Origin of the sequence: Amycolatopsis ruanii (assembly GCF_003385175.1) — a bacterium.
Classification (GTDB): domain Bacteria; phylum Actinomycetota; class Actinomycetes; order Mycobacteriales; family Pseudonocardiaceae; genus Amycolatopsis_E; species Amycolatopsis_E thermalba.
On the sequence record NZ_PQHY01000167.1, the window covers coordinates 1 to 1,272 of the forward strand.

1 protein-coding gene is annotated in these 1,272 nt (G+C 64.1%); it reads left to right on the plus strand.

Annotation, left to right across the window (positions count from 1 at the left end):
- Positions 1 to 24: 24 nt before the first annotated feature.
- Positions 25 to 1,236: an IS256 family transposase gene (locus D0D28_RS35410; RefSeq protein WP_429728364.1), complete on the plus strand. Its 1,212-nt coding sequence runs from the start codon at positions 25 to 27 to the stop codon at positions 1,234 to 1,236.
- Positions 1,237 to 1,272 lie beyond the last annotated feature (36 nt).

Here is a 1,272-nt window from a genome sequence, read left to right on the forward strand (position 1 = left end):
CCGGAGCAGGCCGCTGCGGTGGCGATGGTGGCCGAGGCCCGGCAGCGGGGGCTGGAGCTGACCGGCCCGAACGGGCTGTTGAAGCTGTTCACCAAGAACGTGTTGGAAACCGCGCTGAATGAGGAGATGACCGAGCACCTCGGACATGAGAAGCATCGTGCCGAGCCGGGGCGTGATTCGGCGAATGTGCGTAACGGGACCCGGAAGAAGACGGTGCTCTCGGACGCGGCCGGCGAGGTGGAGATCGAGGTTCCGCGGGATCGGGAATCCACGTTCGAGCCGCAGATTGTGAAGAAGCGGCAACGTCGGCTCACCGATGTGGACGAGATCGTGCTGTCCCTGTATGCGAAGGGGATGACCACCGGTGAAATCTCGGCGCATTTCGCCGAGATCTACGGCGCGTCGGTGAGCAAGGAAACGATCTCCCGCATCACCGACAAGGTCGTGGCGGAGATGCAGGACTGGGCCAGCCGTCCGCTCGACGTCGTCTACGCCGCGGTGTTCATCGACGCGATCGTGGTCAAGGTCCGCGACAGCCAGGTGGCCAACCGGCCTTTCTACGCCGCCATCGGTGTCACCGTGGACGGCCGTAAGGACGTGCTCGGCCTGTGGGCGGGCAGCGGCGGCGAGGGCGCCAAGTTCTGGATGAGCGTCCTGGTCGATCTGAAAAACCGCGGCGTGAAGGACGTGTTCTTCCTCGTCTGCGACGGTTTGAAAGGCTTGCCCGAGGTGGTGGAACAAGTCTGGCCGGCCGCGATCGTGCAAACCTGCATCATCCACCTCATCCGCAATTCGTTCCGGCTCACCTCCCGGAAATACACCGACGCGCTCAAACGGGACCTCAAAGCCATGTACGAGGCCCCCAACGCGACAGCGGCGGAAGTGGCGTTGCAGGAACTGGACGACAAATGGTCTGCGCAGTATCCGGCGCTGGTCCGACTGTGGCGCAACGCCTGGACCGAGTTCGTGCCGTTCCTCGATTACGACGTCGAGATCCGAAAAATGATCTGCTCGACCAACGCGATCGAATCGCTCAATGCCCGCTACCGGCGGGCGGTGCGAGCCCGCGGCCACTTCCCAACCGAGCAGGCCGCCCTGAAGTGCCTGTACCTTGTGACCCGCAGCCTGGACCCCACCGGCACAGGCCGCGCCCGATGGACGATGCGCTGGAAACCCGTACTCAACGCCTTCGCCATCACCTTCGGTGACCGCTGGCCGGCCGCCGAAACCTACTAACCGAACCGCCAGAAACACCGATCACGGGATAGACCC